We start from the raw sequence: 26,996 nt of genomic DNA on the forward strand, positions 1-26,996 counted from the left end.
ACTAATTTGACAGTTGTCTGTCAGTAGGACGGCCTAATGAGTTTGGCGAATGAATTACGTATATTGGAATTAGATTCGCAAGTCGAGCTACTTGAGCGTTTGCAATTATTGACCAATTTTGGCTCAAATGTCATTACCGTTGGTGGTGGATTAGGTTTTGGTAAATCTTGGTTAGCGCAGCGTTATTTAGAAGCGTGGGCCGAAGATAAAAACCAATCGCTGTTGCTGTGTCATCCCAATCAAGATGACCAGCAGCGTCGAGCGACCATTCTTACCCAAATCGTTTCAGGCCCGTTATTTAATCCTCACGATACACTTTCTGACAGCTTAGCTCGCCTGCTTGATGGTGGCGGTTGTGATGTGGTGATTGTTGTCGATGACGCTCATCTACTCTCCGAAACCTTAGTGTCTGAGCTATGGATGCTGGTGTTAGAAGCACAAGCCAATCCATTGTGGACCATCAATGTCGTATTATTTGCACAAGCCAATAGTCTTGATGCTTTGCTGACTCGTTTAAGCTACGGACAAGAGCATAAACCCGTAGAGCTTGAGATTGAAGCCCTAAGCAATGAAGAAGCGGATCGCTTTTTTGAAAATCTGGTCATGCGTTATGTACCCGATGAGATGGAGCGCCGCGTACGCAACGCTTACAAAAAGGTGAAACGCGTGCCTGGGGAAATCATGGCATTAGGAGAGCAGAAAATGGAAAAAAGGATCATCATCCGTTCGATTATCGGTTCTCCTGTGCAGATCGCTGCCTTGGTTTTACTGCTTCTGCTCATCATCGGTGGAGGTTACTGGTGGCTATTTACCCAGCCCTCACCCGATGAGCAAGCGTCGCAAATTACAGGCACACTCGAGCAGACGGTGATTCCGACGCTCGGGGATGCTGCTGCACCAACAGTCAATACGCTTAACGATGATTCAGCAACTGACGCCGCCAATAATGGGAAGGAGCTTGCGAAAAGTGACCCGAGTTATTTAGATGCTGAAGATGATTCCAGTTCGTTACCACCCGATGTGATGGAGAATTCAGAGAGCGTGGGCATAATTGACAGCGATCAGCAACGAGTGGTGATTGAGTCTGATGTTGTGGATGCGCTTTTGGAAGGCAATTCGACCAAAGCCGATACGTCAGTGATTAATAATGCACTTGCTGATGCACAAAGCCGCACGGCGCAAACTGTGCCAGTAAGTGAGTCTGCCACTGCTGCTGCGCCAACGAAAATCACCTTCTCCTTTGCGAGAGAAGAACTCAAAGCCTTCTCGCCACGCAGTTATACTTTGCAATTAGCGGCGGTCAGTTCGCTTGCTGAAGCGCAAAATTTTATTAACACCTACGCGCTGCAAGAAAAGGTGCGTATTTATCCGACAGCACGCAATGATGTGGAGTGGTACATCATCACCTATGGTAATTATCCAACCATCCAGTTTGCGCGTGATGCCGTTGAAACCTTACCGAAAGCGTTGCAATTGCAAGGCCCTTGGGCCAAATCACTCAGCCAAGTACAGCGAGAGATTGATCGTGCGAAATAACGCTGAGCTTGACGCAAAAATATGTTACATTCCGCAGCCTTATTTCGTGGTTGAAAGATAGAGCAGTAAATGAAGAAGCAGCGTGCCTTTCTTAAATGGGCTGGTGGTAAGTATGGCCTAGTCGAAGAGATTCAACGTCACCTGCCGCCAGCGCGTAAACTGGTTGAACCCTTTGTTGGTGCTGGCTCTGTGTTCCTCAATACTGATTTTGAACAGTATTTGTTGGCCGATATCAATCCTGATCTCATCAACTTGTACAACCTGATTAAAGATCAACCTGAACTGTACATCACCGAATCTAAGCGTTGGTTCACGGCCGATAACAACCGTAAAGAAGCGTATCTCGATATTCGTAAAGAGTTCAATAAAACCGATGATGTACTGTATCGTTCGTTGGCGTTTTTATACATGAACCGTTTTGGTTTTAATGGTTTATGTCGCTACAACAAAAAAGGCGGTTTCAATGTGCCTTTTGGTTCTTACAAAAAGCCTTATTTCCCGCAAGCAGAATTGGAGTTTTTTGCCGAGAAAGCCAAGAAAGCGACCTTTATTTGCGAAGGATACGAAGAGACGTTTCGTCGTGCTCGCAAGGGCTGTGTTGTTTATTGCGATCCGCCATACGCGCCACTCTCTACTACCGCCAATTTTACTTCTTATTCTGGTAATGGCTTTTCATTGGATGATCAAGCCTCATTGGCCGATGTCGCCGAAAAAGCCGCCAATGATCGTGGCATACCGGTACTGATTTCCAATCATGACACTAAGTTAACGCGCCGTTTATATCATGGTGCAGAACTTAACGTGGTCAAGGTTAAGCGCACCATTAGCCGTAATGGAGCAGGGCGCAACAAAGTAGATGAGTTGTTGGCACTGTTCAATACAGCGGAATGCGAAGGTTAACATTTCGCAGTTAAATCGGGTGTCGCGCTAGGATATCTTGGCCAGCTTAGGTAGAATTGCGGGCGAATTTTGCTCATCACGCATTTGCGCCCACTAGCCTAAGAGGTCAGGTATGAAAGATTTCCTAATTGCCCCATCTATACTCTCAGCAGATTTTGCTCGTCTTGGCGAAGATGTTGAGAAAGTGCTTGCCGCTGGGGCAGACGTTGTCCATTTTGATGTAATGGATAACCACTACGTTCCCAACTTGACCTTTGGTGCCCCGATTTGTAAGGCGCTGCGTGACTATGGTGTTACGGCGCCGATTGATGTCCACTTAATGGTTAAACCAGTTGATCGCATCATTCCTGATTTTGCCAAGGCAGGGGCTTCGATGATCACTTTTCATGTGGAAGCTTCTGATCACGTTGATCGCACATTGCAATTGATCAAAGAGCACGGATGCCAAGCGGGTGTAGTGCTCAACCCAGCTACACCACTTGCGCATCTCGAATTTATCATGGATAAAGTGGACCTCATTTTGCTAATGTCGGTTAACCCTGGTTTTGGTGGCCAATCTTTTATTCCGCATACGTTGGATAAACTGCGCGCGGTGCGTCAATTGATTGAGCAATCGGGTCGTCATATCCGCCTTGAGATTGATGGTGGGGTCAAAGTCGATAACATTCGTGAAATTGCACAAGCGGGCGCAGATATGTTTGTCGCAGGCTCGGCTATTTTTGGTCAACCTAATTACCAAACGGTGATTGATGAGATGCGCGCAGAATTAGCCAAAGTGGCGCGCTAATTCATAATACTGACTACACCTCAATAATCACTACGCCACATACTTATAACGCAACAAGGGGCTTTGTGCCCCTTGTCTATTATTCGGAAGTTAAGATGTCTTTAAGCTCAATTAAATTAATCGCCTTTGATCTCGATGGTACCTTGCTCGACAGCGTGCCAGATTTAGCCGTAGCCGCCGACCAAGCGGTACAATCGTTAGGTTATTCATCAGTATCAGAAATGCAAGTGCGTGATTACGTCGGCAATGGTGCAGATGTGCTGATCGCTCGCTCACTTAGCCAAAGTTTAACCATCAATCCTGATCTTAGCGATGAGATCAAAGCCACCGCTCGTGAGCGTTTTGATGAATTTTATGCCCAAACGGGCCATAAACTTAGCCATTTATATCCCCAAGTGAAAGAAACCTTAGCGCAGCTACACAGTGCTGGATTCACATTAGCTTTGGTGACCAATAAACCGTCTAAGTTTGTACCTGACGTATTGGTACAACATGGTATTGAGCACTTTTTTAGTGATGTGATTGGTGGTGATACCTTCCCGATCAAAAAACCTGATCCAATGGCGCTTAACTGGCTATTGGATAAACATCAACTAACGGCCAAGGAAATGTTGATGGTTGGGGATTCGAAAAACGATATTTTAGCGGCTAAAAATGCGGGTTGTTATTCGTTTGGTTTGACTTATGGCTACAATCACGGTGAGCCCATTTCAGCTTCCAACCCTGATTACGTGGCGGACTGTATCGACCAATTGCTTGATGTGTTGCGAGTTTCAGCATAAAAGTTCACACAATGCGCTAGTAAAATACTCGTCAATGAGTACACTGCATAAACCGCGTTATCGCTAAATCAAGTATCACTTAGCGAATAAGCGCGGTTTTTTTCACAGACATTTTCAGTCTTATCTCATTTTAAGTAGCAAGGAAATCATCCCTATGAGCAAACCCATTGTATTGAGTGGTGTTCAACCGTCAGGTGAACTAAGTATCGGTAACTATTTGGGTGCTCTACGTCAATGGCAACAGATGCAAGATGACTATGATTGTCAATACTGCGTGGTTGACCTGCATGCGATCACGGTTCGTCAAGATCCGAAAGCACTGCATGAAGCCACGTTAGATGCATTGTCAATCTGTCTTGCAGTTGGTGTTGACCCTAAAAAGAGCACGCTATTTGTTCAGTCACACGTACCAGAGCATGCTCAATTGGGTTGGCTTCTCAACTGCTACACGCAGATGGGTGAATTGAGCCGCATGACTCAGTTCAAAGACAAATCAGCACGTTATGCGAACGATGTGAATGCGGGCTTATTCGGTTATCCTGTGTTGATGGCGGCCGATATTCTACTTTATGGCGCGCACCAAGTACCCGTGGGCAGTGACCAAAAGCAGCACTTAGAGCTTGCGCGTGATATCGCGACTCGTTTTAACAACATCTATAGTCCTGAAAAGCCGATCTTCACCATTCCAGAGCCTTACATTCCTCAAGTGAACGCGCGAGTAATGAGCCTGCAAGATGCGACGAAAAAGATGTCTAAGTCAGATGATAACCGTAAGAATGTCATCACTTTGCTGGAAGATCCAAAGTCGATTATCAAGAAGGTTAATAAGGCTCAGACAGATACTGAAACGCCACCGCGCATCGCTTTTGATACCGAAAACAAAGCGGGCATCTCCAACTTGATGAGTTTGTACTCTGCGGCGACAGGCAAAAGCTTTGCTGAGATTGAAGCGCAATATCAAGGTGTTGAGATGTACGGCCCTTTCAAGAAAGATGTTGGCGAAGCGTTGGTTGCCATGCTGGAGCCTGTACAAGCTGAATACGCGCGCATTCGAGAAGATCGCGCGTATCTTGATTCAGTAATGAAAGCTGGTGCAGAAAAAGCCTCGGCCCGCGCTGCGATCACCTTGAAAAAAGCATTTAAAGCGGTAGGGTTTGTCGAGCGTCCTTAGTTTTTCCTGCGATAATCTAACTCTTTTTGCATTAAATAAAGCTAGGTTTTCCTAGCTTTATTTTTTACTTCTGCTTAATCAAATTTGATCTTTCTCTTTGTATTGTAGGCTTAGGTCTACACTTTAAATCATAACCATGATGATGAGTTTTGAACATGAGACGACTGCTGTTATTAGGATTGATGTTCATCTGTAGTGCCGCCGCCGCAGAGCCAGTTCGTATTTGTGTTGGTGATGTGAATGTTTGGCCCCCGTTCACCTATTGGCAGGGGAGCTCGTATCAAGAAAAAGCCGATTCCTTGACTGGCTCAGCCACAACGCTGGTGTTGGACGCATTAAAATCTCACAACATCGATTACCAGTTTTATTTTATGCCTTGGGCGCGAGTCCAACATGAACTGACGCAAGAGCGCGGTCGCTGCGATCTGACATGGGATGCAAGTTATCGCGCAGAAAGGGCTGAGTACAGCTATTTTTCGGTCCCGCTTTATACGATCCAACTCGGTTATTTTACGCTGCCAGACAACCATGAAGATTTAAAAGACCCATCCGTTGATGGCGTATTATGCGGAGTTAATGGCTTTAATTATGAGAATTTTGCACTGTCTAGAGAACCCTCTCTCTATTTAAATTCCGTACAGCAAGCGTTGAATATGCTGCAAAAAGAGCGGTGTGATTGGTTTGTGAGTGAAATTGAACCCATTTATGGTGGAATTCAGTTGGGTCTATATAAAATTGATCGGCCAATCGTTCATCATTTTCTCGCTAGAAACAAGCCGTACCACGTGCAAGTTCGCCGTAGCTTAGAAAATTCGATGCCGCTGTTAAATCAGCTTAATGACTATTTTCTCGATGCGCAGCAAACTGGTCGCGCGCAGGCGGTCTTTGATCGCTACCTCTCTTTTAGCCAGCCACAATAATCAAACTAAGGTGTTTGTCGTGTACGGAGCACCTTGTTTGCTTTTCTTTTTAGAAAAATAAGACTTTTCACCTCACTGCAATATCACTGTCGAAAACCCCCTTTACCTTCTTTGTTGAAAGTTTGCGCTTAGTTCAAGTATTTGCTCTAGCTATGCGATGTTGATCTCGATATGAATGGTGAATGTTTTTATCTTTCATTTAAAAACACAACACTGTACGCGCAAATGGAACCAATCCCCTTTATAAACGTGATTTACAACACCTTGCTTACCACTTCGGTTACAGAGCAGGGAAAGAGGTGAACAATGGAATCGACACGAATTAAACCCTTTGGCCGAACATTACTCGCTGCGGCGATAAGCTCCACATTGGCTGTATCAGCTCAAGCTGAGATTATTATTTCTCAGTATGTAGAAGGCAGCAGCTTCAATAAGGCCATCGAAATTGCTAACACTAGCAATGCATCCGTCAGTTTAGACAATTTCATTTTAGCGAAATCAAGCAATGGCGGTGGGAACTGGGATACACAGTTGCCCCTGACTGGGCGAGTAATTGCCGCGAACGATGTGTTAGTGATTTCTCATGCCAGCGCCAATAGTGCTATCCAAGCGGTGAGTGATGAAAATGATGGCTCGGTGATTAATTTTAACGGTGATGATCCGGTGGCGCTGCTAAACAGTGATGGTAGCGTACATGATGTGTTGGGAGTGATGGGCGGCATTAACTGGGGCAAGGACACCACTTTAGTGCGTAATAGCGATAGCCTCACGCCCTCAGCGGCTTATCAAGCTGCGCAGTGGAGCGCGTTAGGCAAGGATAATATTGAAGGGTTAGGCGCACTCGATGCCGTTGAGCCACCGGCTGAATTTACCTGTACTCAAGAGGGATCTGAACCCACCTTTACCTCTATTCAAGCGATCCAAGGTGAAGGGCAAACCTCTCCTTTTATTAGTGGCTACCCTTACATCACCGACCAAGAATATTTTGTCAAAGGTGTCGTGAGTGCCATTACCACAGGGTTGACTAAAGGTTTTTATCTGCAAGCGTTGGAAGATGATTACAACTTAAATACCTCTGAAGGTTTGTTTGTTTTTACCGATCAATCAAGCTCAAGTTTAAAACCGGGGGATGTGGTTTGTGTGAAAGGTAAAGTACAGGAATATTACAACCTCACACAACTTAAAGTCGAAAACAACCAATGGCTAAAACAAGGTGAGCAAGAGGCTCCACAAGCGACCGCGATAGAGATTTTGCCCACCGATGAGAACTTTGAGCACACATTAGAGCGTTATGAAGGCATGTTGGTAAAAACCACCCCAGAGCTGGATATGCGTGTGACGCGTACCTTTGGTTATGACTATGCTTCTCGTCGCAATAACATGGTGTTAGCGCAAGGTCGTATTAACATGCAACCGAACCAGCTATTCGCTGCGGGCTCTGAGCAAGCCAAACAGCAGAGCATCGAAAACGCGCAGCGCCGCTTGTTTATTGAATCAGATGCGAAAGCCGCCGATGGCCAAATTCCGTACTACCCAGAGTTTGGTCGCAGTGATATTGATCAAAATGGTTCGACGGAAGATTACATCCGCATTGATGACAGCATCATAGGTTTAGAAGGTGTGCTCTCATACGGTTACAACGAATATCGTCTGATTGTGACCAATTCGCTCAACCAAGAGAATTTCGTGCGCAATGATCCTCGCAGCGAGAAACCGGATATCGATGAAGGCGATCTGCGCATTGCCACATTCAACGTGCTTAACTATTTCAACTCGCCGTTTGGCGGTGATGCAAATCAGCATGGTGATAATCGTGGTGCTAATAACCTTGCAGAATTTGAATTGCAGCAAGCGAAGATCGTTAATGCGATTGTACGTTTGGATGCCGATATTGTCGGTTTGATGGAAATTGAGAATAACGGTTTCGGTGCAGGTTCGGCGATTGCGCAATTGGTCAATCAGATCAACAGCCAGATCTCGGATAAGAAAAAGCATTACCGTTTTGTCGCGATTGATTCTAATCATGATGGTAAAGCCGATGCGCAGGACTCGCTCGGTACGGATGTGATCACCACTGGGGTGATTTATCGTGAAAAAGTGGTGAAGTTGACAGAAAATCGTGTAATTCCAATGCCAAGCCAACAAGCACCTGAAGTGTTGGATGACAAAGGCAAAGTGATTGAAGATGGTAAAAATTACCAGCGTGACACGCTTGCACCGACCTTCAAAGTTAAAGGTGGCAATGAGAAAATTACCGTCGCGGTTAACCATCTAAAATCCAAAGGCTCGGCATGTTGGGAAGATGCTGCACCAGTTGAGCAAGGTGGGCAAGGCGGTAAAGATCTTGATTTTCAAGGTGCATGTGAACAATTCCGTGTCGCAGCTGCAGTTGCTTTAGGTGAAGCGTTACAAAAAATAAAAGGGCATAAAGTCATTTTGGGTGATATGAACTCTTACGGTATGGAAGACCCGATGCTCGTATTGACGGACTACAGCCCGGAGAAGTATGGCAAAACCATTCGTGCGGCACGTAATACTTACATTGCAGGTACTCCTCAGTTTGGTGATGATGGCGCGTTGATTACTCACAATTATGGGTACCTTAACGCTGTGGCGATAAAACACCCAGAGAGCTGGAGTTACTCATTTAATGATGAAGTTGGCGCACTGGATCATTTGCTGGTCAGCAAAAGTTTGAAAGGCAAAGTGGTGGATGCGACCGATTGGCACATCAACGGTGGTGAATCGACACTGTTTGATTACAACAGTGAATTCAAAGGTGATTTGCCCAAATATCAAGATCATTTCCGCGCATCTGATCATGATCCTGCCGTGTTAGAACTGAACATCTATGGCGGTTCATTCAGCCTAGGAGCACTCTTCTCATTACTCGGCTTTGGTATGTGGCGACGTCGTCGTTAAGGCTTAAATTGCGCCCCGTTAACTGACGGGGCGTTTTTGTTTTGCTCAAGCTCGGATTTTTTCAATTAAATAATCAATAAATAGCCTTACTCGTGGCGCAAGGTGGTGACGGCTCGGGTAAAGAATGTTCATGGTGTTATCTGATAGATAATAATCTGGAAAAAGCCTGACGAGGTTAGGATCATTAATTTCGTCAGCGAGAAAATTGGCAATCAAGCCGATCCCCATGCCTTGTTGTACCATTGACATCGCACCAAGCGGCGCATTGCAGATATGTTTCGGGCGGGTTTTGATGTCGCATCTCACTCCCTTTGGATTGATTAGCGTGACTTTATCTTGAGGAAGATTCAATAAAGTTAACGCAACCCATGGGTGCTGCTCTAAATCTCGTAGTTTCCTTAATAAAGGTGCACTAGCTAAGTATTTTTTACTGGCGTATATCCCCATTTTAAAAGGCATTAATTCGCGGCCAACCATTGAGCAAGATGTCAGTTCACCCATTCTGATCAGCACATCTAATTGTGTGGCTACTGGATCTTGTAAACCATCTTCGAGTTGAATATCAAACAGCACATTGGGGTAACTCTCAGAAAATGTTGAAATCAGCGGACTTAAAATATAGCTGCCGACATCAATGGTTGTACCGATCCTAATCACGCCTGCCACATCGGTAGAAAAATGCTGGACGGCCCGTAGCGCGTCTTCTGCCAGCGGTAAGAGGCCATTGGTATGTTGATAAAATGCGTGCCCTTCAGTCGTTAGGCTAACTTTACGGGTAGAGCGATGCAGTAAACGTACGTTAAGATGTGATTCTAGCAAGCTAACTTGCTCGCTCACTTTCGATTTTGCTATACCTAACGATTCACCAGCCGAGGTAAACGAACCGTATTCAACCACTTTATTAAAAATGGCAATACGTTTTAACTCACTCAACATAATTGTTCCCTTATTGGTAACCTTTCGTTCTTGTTTTGTTATCTAGTCAACCTTTGTCATTCATCAAATAATGACAGCTCTAATTAGAGAGATATAAACCATTTTGGTTTCCTTTAAATACGGGTAAATAATAAATTTCTTCTGAATGATGGCACTATTGAGATATCTATTCCTAAATAAACTGGGATTAATAATTAAATTAGCAATGTCAATCTTATAAATATCAATATTGTGTAAATATTTTTAATATTATCCAGCCGAATTTTCGAAAATGATGGATGCAATGTTGTTTTATTTCTAACGTTTTATTAAAAATTAATTTAAAGGAACGGGTGATGAATTATCAGGTCACGAAGCTCCACCCTTTTGGAGTAAAAATAGAAGCAAATGGATTAAAAATTCCCATTAGCGAAGTACCAATAGCACTACTGCGTAAACTATTTATTGAGCATCAGTTGGTATTGATACGTGGATTTAAAGCCTTTGAACAGGCCGAGCAATTTGCGGAATATTGCGAGCAATGGGGAGAGATCAGTATTTGGCCATTTGGCAAAGTGTTAGATTTAATTCAAAAAGATCAGCCAAAGGACCATATTTTTGATAGTAGCTATATGCCGCTGCATTGGGATGGCATGTTTCGTCCTCAAGTGCCTGAATATCAGATATTTCAATGTGTTCAAGCGCCATTGCCAGCACAAGGCGGCCGGACGACCTTCACTCATACAACCAAGGCGCTACAGAACGCAACCGAACAGCAGCGCTCATTGTGGCGAAAAGTCACGGGGCACTACCAGCGAGAGATGGAGTTCTATTGCAGTCACACCATTTCCCCGATTATTGCTCAACACCCCTATCACTCACACGAGGTCATTCGTTACGCCGAACCGCATTTCGCTGAACGTGGCGATCTGCTAAACCCACCAAATGTGACCTTTAGTGGCATTGATAGTGAGCAAATAGCTGAGTTCCACCGTAGCTTACGTGACGCACTGTATGACCCTCGTCATTTTTATGCTCACGAGTGGCAAAATGATGATGTGGTCATTACGGATAACTTTAACTTACTGCATGGTCGAGAAAGCTTTTTATCGCATACCCCACGTCATATCCGTCGAGTTCAGGTGCTAAGCGATCCACCGTTTGATAACCCAAGTTTGGAGTCTTACCGATGAGTGATTACCACACTGATATTATGATCGTTGGAGCAGGCCCTGTTGGGCTTATGTGCCACTATTTAGCGCAGCGCTGCGGTCTGAACTCACAAGTTATTGATAAATCTAATGGGCCACTGGTGGTCGGGCGGGCCGATGCGCTTAATGCTAGAACTCTGCAGTTACTTGATATCGTTGACTTATTTGAGCCACTTTACGTGCAAGGCAAACCCTGTAATACCAGTTCGGTATGGGCTAATGGTCAATTTTTGTCACGCCAGTCTCATTGGTGGACAGCGCTGCAAGGCTGCTTCTATCCTCACTTTCTGATGTTGGGGCAAGCACATATTGAAAAAGCGCTAGATAGTGCAGTCAAAGCGCAGAACGCGGCCGTGCGCCGTGGTTTATCTGTGGTCGATATCACTGTTGATGAGCAAGGCTGCGTGACGGAACTGAGCAGTGGCGAGCGAGTTCGTTCACGTTACGTGATTGGTGCAGACGGTGGGCGCTCTTTTGTACGTCAGCATTTTTCGATTCCATTTGAAATCGAGAGACCAGAAATTATCTGGGCGGTGATTGATGGTGTTATTGAGTCAGATTTTCCGAAAGTGCCAGAAATCATCGTATTTCAGGCTGAGACGTCAGATGTCGCCTGGATTCCACGTGAAGGTGATTTGGATCGTTTTTATATCCGTATGGACACCGAAGAGTTTACTCAGCAAGAGGTTATTGCGCGAATTAACCGAGCAATGTCGCCGCATTCACTGACGTTTAAGCAGGTTGAGTGGTTTTCTTATTTCTCGGTTAAGGAGTCTGTTGCAGAACGGTATGACCACCAGCAACGGGTCTTTCTAGCAGGAGATGCCTGCCATATACATTCGGTCAATGGCGGGCAAGGGCTCAATACCGGAGTTGCTGACGCGTTCAATTTGATCTGGAAGCTCAATATGGTGTTGCGTGGTCAGGCATCCACTACGCTGCTGGACAGTTATCAGGCTGAGCGCCAACCAGTGGCTCGCAGTGTGATTGAAAGCTCTGGTGCATTGGTGCGTGCAACTAAATACTCAGAACGAGGAACCCATGCGGAGGACTATGTACAAATCGTTGAACAGCGAGCTGGTAACATCACAGGTATGGGCATTGGGTATGGCAATGGTGGCTTAAACGGTTCTCGAGTGTATGACTTTGAGATGCATCGTGATCAGCAGAGTTGCCGCTTTTATCAATGGCTAGATTACCGCTCCTTTACGCTTCTGTTGACTGGCGATGCGGAGTTACCACCAGAAATTCCTCCGTTTGTGCGTTGCCTTCATCTGTACGATCAGGCGAAGCCTGGGCAGTATTGGAGTGAGAGTTCATTCTACCAGGGGCAGGCTTTACTGATCCGCCCTGATGGTTATATTGCGGCTTTCGCGTCGCTTGCGCACGCGGCTGAACTGTTAGCTGGCCTATAAACTTTTTAACCGAGAGTGAAGGCCGAGGGTTCTGCATCATTCCGTCAATGGTCTTCGCCTTTAATAAGGAAACACTATGCTTGATCATCAACAGCAGCAATGTGTGGATAATATTGCTTTTATTTTATTAGACCAATTATTAGCACAAACAGACGCCACTTTTACTGGGTATCTGAAGTTAAAAAAACAGATAGCTCAGTGTGTCATTGAAAACAAAGTCATTACATTATTACTACCCGCCTTTCCATGTAAAACGAATAACCTAGATAAGGTATTAGGTTATAAGCCTGACTTGGGTGAATATCGAGTTTTACAAAAATTTGTTAATGCCATTCGTGATATTCAATCTGTCTATTCTTCAGGAGTGATGTTTTACATTTTTTCTGATTATCATACATTTTCTGATTATATTAATGTCGATTTAGAACATCACTACACTTATTCTGATGAATTACGGAATATGGTGGAAAATATGAACGCCAGTGATTGTCTAAAAATTATCAACTTTGAGCACTTCTCTGCGTTTGATGACTTAAATGAATATCAATATTTCAATGGATTAAAGCAGCGCTTTGGTGATGCGGAATATGAGCGTGATTTTGCACGTCTTAAACAGCATGATAATGCAATGCACCATACCTATCTGGGCTTGAAAAAATTCATGCATCAGGATCAGAAATATGCGCTTGCTCCGCTGAGTTATAAGAAACGACGTGAGCGATTAGCCCTTATGGCTAAAGGGATGATGGTGCAAGGACGTGCACTCGATAATTTCCTCAATACTCATTTGAGCCACGCTATCCGTCTCAGTATTCATGAACACCCAATGCAAGGCAAAAAATATTCGCTGTTTCTTTTTGATGAGCGATCGTTTAAGACACCTTGGCATACTTGTGTCTTATTTGATTCTTGCCACGGAGAATTTATTATTGATACGCAGGCCAATCACAAACAACGTGAAGGCGTGATTATTCCCGTAATGCATCAAGGAACGCTGTGGTGTTTACTGCGTTTCAATATCGAAGACGCTAACGAGGCACAGTTGATGCGTGAGGTAAAAGCCACTCTACAAACAGAGCAGTTTGGCCTGACGTTAGAGTCACACCATGGATGCTCACTGACCGCGCTACCGCAGGCTCAAGTGAGCCAATTGGTGAAGGCGTTCTCTGCTGTCTGTTTAAAAGGCTTTGGCCCGTTGCCTCAAGCTTCATTTTGGTCTTCGTGGTTTGCCGGAAATAATGCTCTGCTTCCGGAAGAATATGTTCGGAGTAGTACATTAGCAGAGCCCAGTTGGTACGGGCTCAAAACACCGTCAACGAGCATATCGCGTCGCTATTCTTATACTGACATGACTCCTGATGAATGGGCGATTTACTGTTCATCTGCTCCGCTGAAGGTTAACTTACTGGATGCCTCACTGGCTGCGTTGTGTCTTAATGGTCAAGCAAGTGGTTGGCTGAAAAATACCATTGTACAGTACGATGATATGGCTGCTTATCCTGTGATTATGTCGGGGGATTGGGGAATGAATTTACGCTGGAGCCCATCATTGGCGAAGCATATATCGTCGTCGACTGAAATTGACAATATCAATCAAGTAGCCAATGTTTTAACTCCTATTCTTGAACGTTCACAAGTACAGCATGTTTTTGATTTACAACTTGGCGATATATTACTGGTGAATAACCACACCGTACTTCGTTATGGCGTGTTATCCGAAACAGAATTAGCGGTGCGTCAGCCTTATTCGGTAAATTCCCCTTGGCAGCCTCATAACAAACAACCAAGTAGTGAGCATTTACAAGAAAGCCCTGCTTAAATAAACGACATTTTTAGGAAATAAGCATGAAGAGCCAAGTAAGCGGATTACTTGGCTTTATTTTTATCGATCATTAACTATGGGATAGATTTATTTTATCGTTGTTTCCATTCTCTTATTCGACCATACGATGAGAAGTGTTACTTTCAAATGAGAGCAAGTAAAATAATGATCACAACCGAACTGGTTACATAATAAACGAATGTGCAAATAGTGTATTTAGCACAGAATCGATAACTTCTTGCCTTTCCAAACCAGTATTGCACAATAGCGCCTCTCGCTGACTTTTACCCAGAGCGTTTTAATTCACATGTTACTTATCATCGATAACTACGATTCGTTTACCTACAACTTGTACCAATACTTCTGTGAGCTGGGAGTTCAAGTGACGGTGGTGCGTAATGATGAAATCGATATCGCTGGCATTGAAGCGCTCAGCCCAACGCATCTGGTGATTTCCCCTGGGCCTTGCACGCCGAATGAGGCGGGAATTTCACTGGCAGCGATTGAACATTTTGCGGGTAAACTTCCGATTTTAGGAGTCTGCCTTGGGCATCAAGCCATTGCGCAAGTGTTTGGCGGGCAAGTGGTGCGAGCCAAAAAGGTGATGCATGGTAAAACCTCACCGATCCAACACACCAACCGTGGCCTCTTTCTAGGGCTCAATAACCCGTTAACCGTTACTCGCTACCACTCGTTGGTGGTCAAAGCTGATTCTCTTGCGGACTGTTTTGAGCTCACCGCTTGGACTCAACAGGCTGATGGTTCGATGGACGAAATCATGGGTTACCAACATAAAACACTGCCAATTGATGCCGTGCAGTTTCATCCTGAATCAATTAAAACAGAACAGGGCCATCAACTGCTCGCAAATTTTTTGCGCCGTTGAGCTATTCTCAACCGGACTGCGATCACCTTTCTTAACATTTTCTTCATCATTTCTGCTGTTTTTTATCTTTGAAATATTATGCACCATACATCCTGTTGGAATGAGGGATAGCTTGTCGCCTCAAGGCCTTGTTGTGCTTATTCATATTATTTATAAAAAAGTGCTTCATAAAAGAGGTGACTTAATGCATAAATAATCATAAGTAGTGACGATTGTCGGTGGTTCTGCCGATCTAAAAGAATAAATCACTATTGAAATGGTTAATAATTTGTAAATACAATGCTGCATTAGCTAAAAAGCAAAACAATATCTTCCACTCAAGCGTTTAATAGGAAGATCGCAATCTGCTTGGCATGCGGTATCAAGAGGGAATGTGTAATGACAGTGGAAAATAGTGTAGATCGCAGTCTGTTTGATGAGGTGATGGTCCCTTGTTATAACCCGATGGAAATGATTCCAGTTAAAGGGCAGGGCTCTCGAGTGTGGGATCAACAAGGTCATGAATACATCGACTTTGCTGGCGGTATTGCAGTGAGTTGTTTGGGCCATTGCCATCCGGCGATGGTTGATGCGATCACCAAGCAAGCCAATAAGTTGTGGCATCTCAGTAACGTGATGACTAATGAGCCTGCTTTGCGCTTGGCGAAAAAATTAACGCAAGTCAGTTTTGCTGAAAAGGTGTTTTTTGCTAACTCCGGCGCGGAAGCTAATGAAGCGGCGCTCAAACTGGCGCGTCGCTGGGCCGCTGATGTCCATGGTGAACAAAAGTCAGAAATCATCGCCTTTAACCAAGGCTTCCACGGCCGCACTTTCTTTACAGTGACGGTCGGGGGGCAAGCGACTTATTCCGATGGATTTGGTCCTAAACCTGCGGATGTTACCCACCTACCGTATAACGATATTGAAGCGTTGCAAGCGCACATCTCTGATCGCACTTGTGCGGTAATGATGGAACCCTTGCAAGGCGAGGGTGGCATTGTGTCGCCTTCGGCTGAGTTTGTCCAAGCCGTGCGTGAATTGTGCAATAAGCACAACGCCCTGTTGATCTTTGATGAAGTGCAAACCGGTAATGGCCGCACTGGTGAGTTCTATGCTTATCAAGGATTGGGCGTCACGCCGGATATTTTAAGTACCGCGAAATCACTCGGTGGCGGCTTCCCTATTGGCGCTATGCTCACCACAAACGAATTAGCCGCGCATTTTAAAGTGGGCACTCACGGTTCGACTTATGGTGGTAACCCACTGGCTTGCGCGGTAGCGGAAGCGGTGGTGAATGTGGTTAGCCAGCCAGAAACCTTGGCTGGCGTGAAGGAGCGTGAAGCGCTCTTTCGTGAAGGATTGGCTAACATTAATGAGAAGTACCACATTTTTAGTGAAATCCGTGGTAAAGGTCTACTGCTTGGCGCGGCATTAAATGAGCAGTGGCAAGGTCGCGCTCGCGATATCCTACAAGCCGCGGGCAAGCAAGGTTTACTGGTGTTGGTTGCGGGTATGAACGTGGTTCGTATGACGCCTTCATTAGTGATCACCAAACAAGAAATAGAAGAAGGCTTAGCAAGATTAGATAAAGCTATTGCATCACTCATGTAGTGAAAAAGCCTAGCAGCCCAAGGTAGGATGCCTTGGGCCACTTCAAGCATCTGGAGGGAAGTATTGATGCTAGTTGTTCGCCCTATCGCAATGTCGGACTACGATGCGCTACACACATGCGCTATTGAATCCGGTCACGGGTTTACATCACTACCCGTGAATGAAAAACTCTTAACCAACCGTATTACTCATTCTGAATACAGCTTCGCTAAACCCGACGTCTCAGAGCCAGGAGATGAAGGTTACCTGATGGTCGGTTTTGATTCTGAAACCGGTGAGGTAGCAGGGACGACTGGCGTTGAGGCATCGATTGGCCATGACGTACCATTTTATTCTTATCACATCAGCACGATAGTGCATTCGTCGCCTAAGCTGAAGGTCAACAATACCGTCAAGTTGCTTACTTTTGGCAATAACTACACTGGATGCAGTGAAATTTGTACGCTTTTTTTACGTCCAGATTTTCGTCAAGGGTTGAATGGGCGTTTGATGTCGAAATGCCGTTTTCTGATGATGGCGGAACACCCACATCGTTTTTCTAAAACCATCTTTGCTGAAATGCGTGGTGTGTCTGATGCCGAAGGCAACTCGCCCTTTTGGCAATGGCTGCAAGAGCATTTTTTCTCGATTGATTTCACTATGGCTGATTATTTAACCGGCATTGGTAAAAAAGGGTTTATTGCTGATCTGATGCCCAAACTGCCGATTTACGTCAACTTATTGAGTAAAGAGGCACAGGCGGTGATTGGTCAAGTGCATGACAATACCCGTCCAGCGTTAACGCTACTCGAGCGCGAAGGATTCACCTGCCGTAACTATGTAGACATTTTTGATGCAGGTCCAACGGTTGAGTGCGATTTGCGCAATATCGAATCCGTACGTCACTCGGTGCGAGCTAAAGTGGAAGTGGCCGAGCATTCAAGCTCGCAAGATTATCTTATCTGCAATAGCTCGTTTGAAAACTTTCGTGCTACTGCTGCAAAAGGTGCTTATAACCGCGAAACGGAAACGGTGATCATCTCACCTAAAGTGGCGCAAGCTCTATTGGTTGATAGTGGTGATTTTGTTCGAATTTTGGCGCAGTAAAATAGGTACATTGGAAGGTAAGGATTAACAGATGACTCAGTGGATTGCAGGTGAATGGTTAGCTGGACAAGGCGAGGCAATGCTTTCGCTTAGTCCCTATAACAATGAGACGATTTGGCAGGGCGATAGCGCCACACCCGCGCAAGTAGAAGCTGCGGTAACGGCGGCAAGAGTCGCATTTATAGAATGGAAAAAACGTCCTTTTGTTGAGCGTGAGCAATATGTATTAGCCTTCGCTGAAAAAGTGAAACAGCGCAGTGAAGAGCTTGCGCAGATCATCGCCAAAGAGACAGGAAAGCCACTCTGGGAAACGCGTACTGAAGCGGCAGCGGTGGCGGGTAAAATCGCTATATCCATTCGAGCTTATCATGATCGCACTGGTGAAAACACACGCGAAGCAGCGGGTAATCAACTGGTATTGCGTCATCGTCCATTGGGCGTTCTTGCGGTTTTTGGTCCGTATAATTTCCCTGCCCACCTGCCGAATGGTCATATTGTGCCTGCACTTTTAGCGGGTAATACGGTTGTGTTTAAACCTTCAGAGCAGACTCCGTGGACGGGTGAGTTTGTGATGAAATTGTGGCAAGAAGCAGGCCTACCTGCGGGTGTACTTAACCTAGTGCAGGGCGCGAAGGAAACGGGTATTGCGCTTGCTCAGGCCAAAGGCATTGATGGCCTTCTTTTTACTGGCAGCGCCAATACAGGTCATTTACTCCATCGCCAGTTTGCTGGGCAGCCGGGGAAAATGCTGGCTTTAGAAATGGGCGGCAACAACCCAATGGTTATCTCTAAGCAGTATGGCGAGCTTGATGCGGCAGTGTATACCATTATTCAATCCGCATTTTTAAGTGCAGGCCAGCGCTGTACCTGTGCGCGGCGTCTTTATGTTCCAGAGGGAAATGAAGGCGATCGATTGCTTGAAAAGCTGGTCAGTGCCACTCAAAAATTGCGTATTGATCACCCCTTTGCTGAGCCAGCACCTTTTATGGGGCCACAAATATCACAAGCGGCGGCGCAGTTCATTCTTGCTGCTCAGGACAATTTACGCGCCTTGGGTGGCGTCAGCTTGCTGGCCGCGACACCTTTGCAGGCGGCGTTTGTCACTCCGGGCATTATTGATGTCACCGCAGTTAGCCAATTGCCTGATGAAGAGTATTTCGGACCATTGTTACAAGTCGTGCGTTACCAAAGCTTAGAGCAAGCGGTACAACTGGCTAATGAAACTCGCTTTGGTTTATCGGCAGGCTTAGTGTCGACCAATGATGCCGAATGGGACTACTTTGTCGATCATATCCGCGCTGGCATTGTAAATCGTAATCGACAATTAACCGGAGCCAGTGGTGATGCACCGTTTGGTGGGCCGGGAGCGTCGGGAAATTTAAGACCAAGCGCCTATTACGCGGCCGATTACTGCGCATACCCAATGGCATCAATGGAAGGCCGTTCGACAGAACTGCCTGCCACGCTCAGCCCTGGGGTTGAGCTATAGCAGTAAACTTTATCTAAAACCCCATGCCTACTAGCATGGTTTAAACCGAGCACAGACAAGGAGGCGTTATGACGCCAACCGTTTTATTTCAATCATTGTGGAATGACTACATTCAGCGCCTTTGCCCTTCTGCCGACAAAGTCCATCACTTGCTTCAAGAAGAGGAAGCGTTGATTAATGACCATATTGCGTTGCGAACCTTCAATGTTGCGCCATTAGGTATTGAAACGCTGGCTAAGCCTTTTCTTGCCTTAGGCTACGTTGCCTGTGGTGATTATGTGTTTGAAAGTAAGAAGCTGGTAGCGAAGCACTATGAACACCCTGATCCGACCCAGCCTAAAGTATTCATAAGCGAGCTGAAAGTGGAAGAGTGCTCGCCTGCGCTCCAAGGCATTGTGGAGAAGCTGGTACATCAAGTCGATAGCAATAAATTAAACAGCAGTGACTTTTTATATGGCGGTCGCCTGTGGCAACTAAGCTACAGCGATTATTTGCAGCTTGCCAACGAAAGTGAATACGCCGCTTGGTTGGCGGCGCATGGCTATGGCGCGAACCATTTCACTGTTAGTGTTAATCAACTGCAGGCGTTTAATGAAGTGAAAGCGGTCAATGATCACTTACGCCAAGCGGGTTTTACCATCAATAAAAATGGTGGAGAAGTGAAAGGTACACCTGATGTGCTGCTTGAGCAGTCGTCGACCATGGCCGATAAAGTATCAGTGCAATTTACGGAAGGAGTGGAGGTGATTCCCGGTGGATTCTATGAATTTGCTAAGCGCTATCCAATGGCCAACGGTGAACTCTATAGCGGTTTTGTGGCGGCCTCTGCAGATAAGATATTTGAAAGCACAAATAGCTAACAATAAGGGCTGATAAAGACACAGGCCAGTGGCATTACCTCCACTGGCCTTTTTTACAACAAAAGTAGCTTAGATTTAAGGTGTGTAAACCACTTTGACTTGGTCTGTGACTTCGCTTGAGTCGATATAACCAATTGCTGCTGCATTTTGGCTCACTTCAGCGATAGCTGCGGCACTTGAAGCAACGGTTTTGGGTGGGTTAGCTTTGCCAGTAAAAACCAATTTTGCCCAATAAGCTTGTAGCTGAGACTCTGATTTATTCGTGACCTTTTCGTGAAACTCAATGCGTATCGGCGTACCATCAGCGTACTCAATCACAATCGGTTCAGTGCCATTCGGGAGCTGTTTTAATTTGCCTAAAAATAGCTTTTTCACATCACTATCGCTTAGTTGGTCAACACCACTAAGGTTACTTATCACAACAGGTGCAGAGAATGCAGACAATGACAAGGTCGATAAGCTCAAGAGCATTAAGATAGTTTTAATCATTCTGCACTCCTTAAAAAACGCCATCAAGGCGAATAGAGTAAATCAAAGAGTCATCTTCTAATGCTTTGCCTGTATTGCCAAAGTTAGTACTACCGATGAGGCCTGAGGTATCACCAAAATTATCGATCATAGTGACATCTGCTTTAATGGATAAGTTAGAGAGCAAGTCATAACGGACACCAGCGGAGTATGCATTACGCTCTGCATCGAACAACCAAGCGCTTGGAATATTGGCTGTGCCAGTATTGATCAACTTACCGATGCGCTCGTCGTCATCTTTGGTTCTGAGTGTTGCTACGCTAACATAAGGCACCCAAGACTGAATCCGATAACCTAAGGTTGCATACGCGGAGTCGACATCTGAATATTGCCCTTCGACTTCGGTACGAGTTAGCTCTGTGACAAAGAGCAGTGAGCCATTGTCATAGCTTAAGCCTGTACCATAGAATTTAGCGATAGTATCTGGAGCGACAACTTGTTTAAATACGCTGTGTCCTGATGTGATTTTTGTCGTGCCGTAGACGGCTCGTATGGTTAGATAATCGTAATTCCAACCTAGACTGGCGCCATACATATAGTTGTATTCTGTATTATTGTCAGACGTTTTACTTTGGCCTGCAAAGGCTTGTAAGTAGAGGGTTGACTCATCCATTTCCACGTCATAGGCGATATCACCGCCTAAGTAAGAGTTGAATGGCACATTGCCATAAACTTCAACGGGCGGGCGAGCCCAGGGCTGGGCAAAGCCTACATCAATATAATCAGAGTACATATAGAGAGGTACACGCAACTTACCCGCTCTGACGGTAACGTAGTTATCAAATGTGTGTTTGAGATAAGCCCATTCTATGTCGGGTGAGAAGTCATCACTGCCACGTGCGATTAACTGAGTGACGAAACTGGTTTTATCCGCCAAACTAAACTCGGCTTGAAGCCCAACTAAACTCAGTTCATCAAAGCTATAACTGTCTCTGGAACTTGCATAGCCTAGCTTGTTACTCGAACGAGTCACTCCCACACTAAAGAACCCATTGAATTTGATACTGTCTTGCCAGCTACTGCTGGATGAGCTTTTCAGTATCGCCAATTCATTTTCTAGCTGCGAAACTCGTGCTTCAACCGATTCGTCGGCGATACTAAGCCCGGGTAATAGCATTAGGGCAGGGTAAAGGCTGTATTTTGCTTTTATCATGATTACTCCTATGTATCGAAAATGGCATCATGCCGTTCACTTTCACATACTGCAGAGAGTGAGTTTTACTGAGAATTTAAACTTTATATTGTCGAATAACATCGCTGAGGTTTTGTGTGACGCTTTGGATGTCCGTACTGATCTCATCCAGTGCTCGAGAGCCGTCAGACACTGAGCGGGAGATTTCATCCATATCTTGTATGTTGTCGAAAATGATTTTTGAAGTGCGGTTTTGTTCTTCTGTCGCGGCGGCAATTTGTTGGTTGAGCTGAACAATACTTTTAACTTTCTCCGTGATATTGACCAAAGCCACGCCAGATTGCTCAGACTCAGATACTGTATTGGAGGCACTTTGTTGCCCTTTGGTCATGGCATCCACAACTAATGATGAGCCCTTTTGTATTTTTTCAAGAACTTGTTGAATTTCTTCAGTAGAGGATTGAGTGCGAGAGGCTAAAGTCCGAACTTCATCGGCAACCACGGCGAACCCTCGCCCTTGTTCACCAGCTCGAGCAGCTTCTATCGCGGCATTTAAGGCAAGTAAATTCGTTTGCTCGGCAATGCTGCGGATGGTGTTTAAGATCACTCCCGCATTATTGGTATAAGATTCGAGCTCATTTACCACTTGAGCGGCTTGGTTGACGTCTTTGGCTAAGTGTTCAATCGAGACAATCGTGCTTTCTACAACTGCGCTGCCAGTTTGCGCCGTATCATTTGCTGAAGTGGCTTCTGAAGAAGCGAATGCTGCATTTTCAGCAATAGAGGTCACGCTATCGGAAAGAGAGTTCACCGCAGAAGAGACAGATTGCATGATGTTTTCTTGAGAGCGAACTTGTTGTGACGTGTTGGAACTGGTACTAGAAAGCCGTGATGAAACACTTTCTAAAGTGGCAATGGTTTCACGAGTTGAATTTAAACTTTTATGTATTTTAGAAATGAATTGGTTAAACCAATATACTAAATCGGCTACTTCATCACGGCCATTATAATTAATACGAACCGTGAGGTCGCCTTCCCCTTCGGCTATTTCTCTTAGCGATCCGGTGACTTGTTCAATTGAGCTAACTACGCTTTTTATTACGACCAATGCCACGATAATTAAGACGAGAATAGTTACCGCCCCTAAACCTATGCCGATGTGAATGGAACGTTGAGCCGATGAAATCGTCTCCTCTACGGTTTGATTGAAATCGACATTACTGGCTTCAACTAACGCTTTAAATTCACTATTTAATTGTTCTAAAAATTCGTTCGACTGTTTTGCTCTGGCAGGTAAAGTCGCAAAATCTGTGCTGCCATCAATAAGTGAGGCTGCAATATCAAACGCAATTTCTTGATAGCTATTGAGTAATCTCTTTAGGTTCTCAACGAGAGCCGCGTGTTGAGGTGACACTCTTTTTAAATTATTGAGCTCCTCATTGATTAAGTTCAAGTAGTTTTTAGCGCTGTCCATCAGTTCATCATCACCAGTGCTAACCGCAGTTTGCAGTGCTTGGTCTAGATTTTTTATAGTATTGCGAGCATTAGTTACTGAGCTTAATGCGGGGAAATATTCATCGCGTATCTGCTCAATACTGAGTTGAGTCTGGGTTTGAACTTGGTATTGTTGAAATAAAAATACGGCAAACCCGACAATGGCAATAATAGATAGAATTCCTACCTTATGCTTTATTTTTAATTTATGAGCAATATCCATATTTCCCACCATTCACATCGAGATTATTACGTACTATGTCAATACGTTAGGTATTTTTATCTGTGAAATTAGTATAGTTCAGATTTTTTAAGTGATGAACGGATGAGAGATAATTTAAGCGAATGGAAATAATTCAAAGAGTTGGCGAAATAAAAAAAAGAGCCAGTAAAACTGGCTCTTTAATCAAGGTGTTTGCGTTTGAAAATTAACGAGTTCCGTACACCACGATAGTTTTACCGTGGGCAGAAATTAAATTCTGCTCTTCGAGCATCTTCAAAATACGTCCCACAGTTTCACGAGAACAGCCTACAATTTGGCCGATCTCTTGACGGGTGATTTTGATTTGCATGCCATCTGGGTGCGTCATTGCATCAGGTTGTTTCGCTAGGTTGAGTAGCGTTTGTGCAATACGACCCGTCACGTCTAGGAAGGCTAAATCACCCACTTTTTGACTGGTGACTTGTAGACGTCGAGAAATTTGTGCAGACAGACGCATTAAGATGTCTGGGTTCACTTGGATAAGCTGACGGAATTTCTTAAATGAAATTTCCGCAACTTCACAAGGAGATTTTGCACGAACCCAAGCAGTACGCTCTTGGTCTTCTTCAAATAGACCAAGCTCACCGATAAAGTCACCTTGGTTTAGGTAAGAGAGGATCATCTCTTTACCTTCTTCGTCTTTAATCAATACCGCTACCGAGCCTTTGACGATGTAGTACAGCGTCTCTGCTTTTTCGCCCGCATGAATCAACGTGCTTTTCGATGGGTATTTATGAATATGACAGTGTGAAAGAAACCACTCTAGTGTTGGATCGGTTTGAGGTTTACCTAGAACCATAATATCTCACTTCCTCTGCAGGGTACGCTTGCCGCTTTCCATATTGTAGCTAAGCCTAAAATAAGCTTACTAGGATAAGAGCACTTTCCAAATGCTGCAAGCTAACTTGTGTTTCGGTTAAGGATAGTATCCTTTTTCAGAAACGATTTCTTGATTTTAATCGTGTCAGTGGCATGATTTTTTACGCAAAACTGTGCACATGATCACGGTATGAAAAGTAACCGTCAACTTGTCCGATCACTTAGCCAATTTTACCTGTTTCAATCAATTGCTGCAGGATCGGTCTGACGATCAATTCCATCGCAAAACTCATCTTGCCACCCGGTACCACAATGGTGTTGTGGCGCGACATAAAAGAGCCATCAATCATGGCGAGCAAATAGGGGAAATCAACATTCTTTATGCCGCGCAGGCGTATCACGACGAAGCTTTCATCCAAACTAGGGATGCCCTTGGCGTTAAGTGGGTTTGAAGTATCAACCGTCGGTACCCGTTGGAAGTTGATGTGAGTTCGTGAGAATTGGGGGGTGATGTAATTGAGGTAATCATCCATCGAACGGACGATGGAATCCATCACCGCTTCACGTGAATGGCCTCGATCACGAGTATCACGCACGTACTTTTGTATCCACTCAAGGTTAACGATTGGCACCATGCCTATCAAAAAATCGACATGCTGCGCGACGTTTACATCGCCATCGACTACACCGCCATGCAGACCTTCGTAAAACATCACATCCGAGTTTTCTGGTAAATCTTGCCAAGGTGTAAAGGTGCCGGGCATTTGATTGTAGGGCACAGCTTCGTCAAAAGAGTGTAGATAACGACGAACTTGGCCTGTGCCTAATTTCCCATATTGGCGGAAAAATTCTTCCAATGCAGGAAAATCATTGGCTTGTGGACCAAAGTAACTGATGTGCTTCCCTTGTTCGCGCGCTTTACGAATTTCCACATCCATTTCTGGCCGGGTAAAGCGGTGGAAGCTATCCCCTTCAACCCATGCTGGTTTTATGTTCATCATATTGAACATTTTGCGAAAGGCTTCAGAGGTCGTAGTTGTACCGGCACCGGACGAGCCGGTGACAGCGATAATTGGATGTTTTGCTGACATGACAAACCCTGTCTGTATGTAACGTACTTGTTATCGATGGCTGCAATATAGCACGAAAAGAGTAGATTGTTTTGTGCGGAAATTATTTACGCAATTGAATATCCACACTTTCGTGCAACTCAGAATAGACGATGATCGCTTCCCCTGTTGCGAGCTGTTTCTTTATTTGCTCGATTTTTTGCTGCAATGGTACTTCCTGCTCTCCGTAATCAGTACCTTCGCGTAATACAAACGTTTCAATCAAATTATCCAGTGTTTCAGGCGCAATGTGCTGCCAAGGAATAAGCATGACGACCTCTTAAACTGTCATGGAGAAAAGGGTATCGATTTAAAGCGATATGTGATTAATCATGCGTTGCATTGATGGTCAATAGGGTTGCCGTGACGCAGGTTTTCGTAATAAGTTGGAAGTGCTTCTTCGAGCCAAAATTTAGGCTTAAGCGCGCTACCGCTGAGAAAACCGACATGGCCACCTTGGGTAAATAAGCGGTAATGGATATTCTCTGGTAAAGAAAATTTGGGGATCACGGCATCCGTCATAAAGGGATCATCTTGCGCTTGAATGATTTGTAGCGGCACGCGAATTTGTGTCAGCTTTGAAAGGCCTGAGCACTGCTGGTAGTAATCCTGCGCATCTTGAAAACCATGCAAAGGCGCGGTGATGAGATCGTCAAATTCGTAAAGTTTTTTGATGTGTTTAATTTGATGGTGAGAAATACCTAACTCATTATGTAAAAGATGCTGTTTCTTTAGTGCATTTTTTTTCAATGATGTCAGTAAGTAAGCGCGATAAACCTTTGAAAATCCCTGTTCAATGCGTGTGGAACACGCTGCCAGATCGAGCGGAGCGGAGACAACGGTTGCCGCGCTAACGATCGGGTCGTGATTATATTGCGCTAAGTAATTAACCAACATATTGCCGCCAAGAGAAATGCCCACCGCGACGACAGGTCTATTCGGGCATTGCTTGCGTATGTATTCGAGCACAAAGCGTGCATCTTCAACCTCACCAGAATGGTAAGCGCGTGCCAAATGGTTCGGTTTGCCGCTACAGCCGCGAAAATGCATCATGACCGATAACCATCCCTGCTGTGCGAAGGCGTACATTAAGCCATTGGCATAAGGGCTATGAAAACTGCCTTCTAAGCCATGAAACAAGATAAATAGGGGTTTATTTTGTACTCGCTCTGAGCGCCAATCATCACTCCAAGCAAGGTCTAAAAAATCACCATCAGGTGTAAACAGCGTTTGCCACAGCGGCTCAAAACGTGCGCGTTTGCGCAATAAACGAGGAAGCAGAGTCTGAAGGTGTGGATTTGTTAGTCCAGTAGCAGCGATAAATGGAGTCATAACCATGGCGTATTATTTTTATGAATTG

Annotated in this window: 23 protein-coding genes; 15 read left to right on the forward strand and 8 right to left on the reverse strand. The window is 44.9% G+C overall.

Annotated features, from left to right (window positions below; translation table 11 throughout):
* Positions 1-36: 36 nt before the first annotated feature.
* The 7 genes from NB504_RS10935 (at position 37) to NB504_RS10965 (ending at position 9,018) form a co-directional block, all read left to right on the forward strand.
* A complete protein-coding gene (locus tag NB504_RS10935) occupies positions 37-1,536 on the forward strand; it encodes an AAA family ATPase (RefSeq protein ID WP_069211900.1) in 1,500 nt (499 codons plus the stop codon).
* Between the two features lie 69 nt (positions 1,537-1,605).
* Positions 1,606-2,436, forward strand: coding sequence for a Dam family site-specific DNA-(adenine-N6)-methyltransferase (locus NB504_RS10940; protein ID WP_013855892.1), 831 nt, complete (start codon positions 1,606-1,608; stop codon positions 2,434-2,436).
* A 112-nt stretch (positions 2,437-2,548) separates the two neighbouring features.
* Positions 2,549-3,223 (forward strand): ribulose-phosphate 3-epimerase, encoded by a 675-nt coding sequence (gene rpe / locus NB504_RS10945; RefSeq protein WP_013855893.1) that lies wholly within the window; start codon positions 2,549-2,551, stop codon positions 3,221-3,223.
* Positions 3,224-3,318: 95 nt separating this feature from the next.
* Complete coding sequence (locus NB504_RS10950; protein ID WP_026027427.1) at positions 3,319-4,005, forward strand: phosphoglycolate phosphatase; 687 nt, start codon at positions 3,319-3,321, stop codon at positions 4,003-4,005.
* Positions 4,006-4,159: 154 nt separating this feature from the next.
* Positions 4,160-5,176: a tryptophan--tRNA ligase gene (trpS, locus tag NB504_RS10955; protein ID WP_013855895.1), complete on the forward strand. Its 1,017-nt coding sequence runs from the start codon at positions 4,160-4,162 to the stop codon at positions 5,174-5,176.
* 155 nt (positions 5,177-5,331) lie between these two features.
* Positions 5,332-6,096, forward strand: coding sequence for an ABC transporter substrate-binding protein (locus NB504_RS10960; protein WP_088718007.1), 765 nt, complete (start codon positions 5,332-5,334; stop codon positions 6,094-6,096).
* 306 nt (positions 6,097-6,402) lie between these two features.
* The gene (locus NB504_RS10965) at positions 6,403-9,018 is read left to right on the forward strand and encodes an ExeM/NucH family extracellular endonuclease (RefSeq protein ID WP_258428892.1); all 2,616 of its coding nucleotides are present in this window, start codon (positions 6,403-6,405) and stop codon (positions 9,016-9,018) included.
* Positions 9,019-9,063: 45 nt separating this feature from the next.
* On the opposite strand, the gene NB504_RS10970 is transcribed toward NB504_RS10965, so the two are convergent.
* Positions 9,064-9,954 carry a LysR family transcriptional regulator gene (locus tag NB504_RS10970; RefSeq protein WP_047690555.1) on the reverse strand — a complete coding sequence of 297 codons (891 nt, stop codon included), beginning with the start codon at positions 9,952-9,954 and terminating at the stop codon, positions 9,064-9,066.
* A 335-nt stretch (positions 9,955-10,289) separates the two neighbouring features.
* On the opposite strand from NB504_RS10970, the gene NB504_RS10975 reads away from it, so the two are divergent.
* From NB504_RS10975 to NB504_RS11010, 8 genes are all read left to right on the forward strand, one after another.
* Positions 10,290-11,126, forward strand: a complete 837-nt coding sequence (locus tag NB504_RS10975) for a TauD/TfdA family dioxygenase (RefSeq protein WP_164996791.1) — start codon at positions 10,290-10,292, stop codon at positions 11,124-11,126.
* Positions 11,123-12,559 (forward strand): FAD-binding protein, encoded by a 1,437-nt coding sequence (locus NB504_RS10980; protein ID WP_258428895.1) that lies wholly within the window; start codon positions 11,123-11,125, stop codon positions 12,557-12,559. Before NB504_RS10975 ends, NB504_RS10980 begins: the two co-directional genes overlap by 4 nt.
* Positions 12,560-12,635: 76 nt before the next feature.
* Positions 12,636-14,378, forward strand: a complete 1,743-nt coding sequence (locus NB504_RS10985) for an L-tyrosine/L-tryptophan isonitrile synthase family protein (protein ID WP_258428896.1) — start codon at positions 12,636-12,638, stop codon at positions 14,376-14,378.
* A 310-nt stretch (positions 14,379-14,688) separates the two neighbouring features.
* Positions 14,689-15,267 (forward strand): aminodeoxychorismate/anthranilate synthase component II, encoded by a 579-nt coding sequence (locus NB504_RS10990; protein WP_010318736.1) that lies wholly within the window; start codon positions 14,689-14,691, stop codon positions 15,265-15,267.
* A 378-nt stretch (positions 15,268-15,645) separates the two neighbouring features.
* Positions 15,646-16,857, forward strand: a complete 1,212-nt coding sequence (locus NB504_RS10995; protein WP_026027324.1) for an aspartate aminotransferase family protein — start codon at positions 15,646-15,648, stop codon at positions 16,855-16,857.
* Between the two features lie 66 nt (positions 16,858-16,923).
* Complete coding sequence (gene astA / locus NB504_RS11000; RefSeq protein WP_026028416.1) at positions 16,924-17,943, forward strand: arginine N-succinyltransferase; 1,020 nt, start codon at positions 16,924-16,926, stop codon at positions 17,941-17,943.
* Positions 17,944-17,974: 31 nt separating this feature from the next.
* Positions 17,975-19,432 carry a succinylglutamate-semialdehyde dehydrogenase gene (gene astD / locus NB504_RS11005; RefSeq protein ID WP_017046749.1) on the forward strand — a complete coding sequence of 486 codons (1,458 nt, stop codon included), beginning with the start codon at positions 17,975-17,977 and terminating at the stop codon, positions 19,430-19,432.
* Between the two features lie 68 nt (positions 19,433-19,500).
* Positions 19,501-20,292, forward strand: a complete 792-nt coding sequence (locus NB504_RS11010) for a DUF1338 domain-containing protein (protein WP_258428899.1) — start codon at positions 19,501-19,503, stop codon at positions 20,290-20,292.
* Between the two features lie 75 nt (positions 20,293-20,367).
* Here NB504_RS11010 and NB504_RS11015 read toward each other — a convergent pair whose 3' ends face one another.
* From NB504_RS11015 to NB504_RS11045, 7 genes are all read right to left on the reverse strand, one after another.
* Entirely contained in the window at positions 20,368-20,781 is a 414-nt protein-coding gene (locus tag NB504_RS11015; protein WP_017047285.1) for a hypothetical protein, read from the reverse strand.
* Positions 20,782-20,791: 10 nt separating this feature from the next.
* On the reverse strand, positions 20,792-21,973 hold the full coding sequence (locus NB504_RS11020; RefSeq protein WP_017047286.1) for a porin: 1,182 nt from the start codon (positions 21,971-21,973) through the stop codon (positions 20,792-20,794).
* Positions 21,974-22,049: 76 nt separating this feature from the next.
* The gene (locus NB504_RS11025) at positions 22,050-23,669 is read right to left on the reverse strand and encodes a methyl-accepting chemotaxis protein (RefSeq protein ID WP_258428902.1); all 1,620 of its coding nucleotides are present in this window, start codon (positions 23,667-23,669) and stop codon (positions 22,050-22,052) included.
* A 205-nt stretch (positions 23,670-23,874) separates the two neighbouring features.
* The gene (gene crp, locus NB504_RS11030; RefSeq protein WP_010318741.1) at positions 23,875-24,507 is read right to left on the reverse strand and encodes a cAMP-activated global transcriptional regulator CRP; all 633 of its coding nucleotides are present in this window, start codon (positions 24,505-24,507) and stop codon (positions 23,875-23,877) included.
* Positions 24,508-24,748: 241 nt separating this feature from the next.
* Complete coding sequence (locus tag NB504_RS11035) at positions 24,749-25,618, reverse strand: phosphoribulokinase (RefSeq protein WP_010318742.1); 870 nt, start codon at positions 25,616-25,618, stop codon at positions 24,749-24,751.
* A gap of 82 nt (positions 25,619-25,700) precedes the next feature.
* Positions 25,701-25,907 (reverse strand): YheU family protein, encoded by a 207-nt coding sequence (locus NB504_RS11040; RefSeq protein WP_010318743.1) that lies wholly within the window; start codon positions 25,905-25,907, stop codon positions 25,701-25,703.
* 59 nt (positions 25,908-25,966) lie between these two features.
* Positions 25,967-26,974, reverse strand: a complete 1,008-nt coding sequence (locus NB504_RS11045; protein WP_258428905.1) for a hydrolase — start codon at positions 26,972-26,974, stop codon at positions 25,967-25,969.
* Between the last annotated feature and the right edge of the window lie 22 nt (positions 26,975-26,996).

The sequence above is a fragment of the Vibrio sp. RM-69-4 genome (assembly GCF_024743775.1).
Classification (GTDB): Bacteria; Pseudomonadota; Gammaproteobacteria; order Enterobacterales; family Vibrionaceae; genus Vibrio; species Vibrio anguillarum.